A 1,155-nucleotide genomic window follows, 5' to 3' on the forward strand; every position below is an offset into this window, starting at 1 on the left:
AGTATATCGAGCCGGGAATCGACGCCATATTTCTGGCAGACTCTTACGGGTACAGGCCGGGTAAATCGGCGTTGGACGCCGTGGGGGTTACGCGGAAGCGTTGCTGGAAATATGACTGGGTGCTCGAATTTGATATTAAAGCACTGTTTGACAACATCTCCCACGAGCTATTGCTAAGGGCAGTAAAGAGGCATGTGTCGAGTAATTGGGCGCTATTATACATCGAAAGGTGGCTGAAAGCACCGATGCTCAGGGATGGCAAGCTGGTCGAACGGGATCGCGGTACTCCGCAAGGGGGCGTGATCTCGCCGATTCTGTCGAACCTATTCCTGCATTATGCATTTGACCTCTGGATGCAAAGGACACTCCCAGACCTCCCATGGTGCCGGTACGCGGATGATGGACTGGTGCACTGTCGGACCGAAGACGAAGCAGTAGCCGTAAAGGCAATGCTTCGGGAGCGGTTCGCAGAATGCGAGCTCGAAATGCATCCCACCAAAACCAAGATTGTCTACTGCAGAGACTCGAACCGCAGGGGGCGATATCCGAATGTTTCTTTCGACTTCCTCGGATATTGTTTTCGACCGCGCACGGTGAAAAGCAGCCACGGCAACGTGTTCTGCAGTTTCGCGCCAGCGGTCAGCCCATCGGCGCTAAAGGCAATGCGGGAAACAATCAGGGACTTGAACATACGTCGTCGAACCGACGTGTCGATGGTCACTATCGCGCGCAAGCTCAATCCAATCCTCAGGGGCTGGATCGGGTACTATGGGCATTATACACCATCGGCGCTCACCCAACTACACGCTTACGTCAATCAGACATTACATGCGTGGGTGATGCGGAAGTTCAAGCGCTTCAAAGGGCGAAAGACGCTTGCAGGAAAATTCCTGAAACGGGTCGCCCGGAATAATGTAGGTCTCTTCGTGCACTGGCGTGGCGGTCCAAGCAACGCGTTTGCCTGATGGGAGCCGTATGAGGCGAGAGTCTCACGTACGGTTCTGAGAGAGCGGAGCCTCAATGAGGTTCCGCTACTCGCCTGCGCGATAACTGGCTGTCAAACAGTATCTTTGAAACCTATGACCAGGTTGTAGATCATTGTTGTCAGGCTTGGCGAAAGCTCCTTGCTGATCCATGGACTATCATTTCAATCGG

General features: G+C 53.6%; 1 protein-coding gene. It reads left to right on the forward strand.

All coding sequences use genetic code 11. From position 1 onward, the window contains the following. Positions 1–965: group II intron reverse transcriptase/maturase (ltrA, locus tag OIV19_RS23580; protein WP_264234337.1), on the forward strand; the 965-nt coding region annotated here is incomplete at its 5' end. Between the last annotated feature and the right edge of the window lie 190 nt (positions 966–1,155).

This window comes from Brucella sp. HL-2, assembly GCF_025846885.2.
GTDB lineage: Bacteria > Pseudomonadota > Alphaproteobacteria > Rhizobiales > Rhizobiaceae > Brucella > Brucella quorumnocens.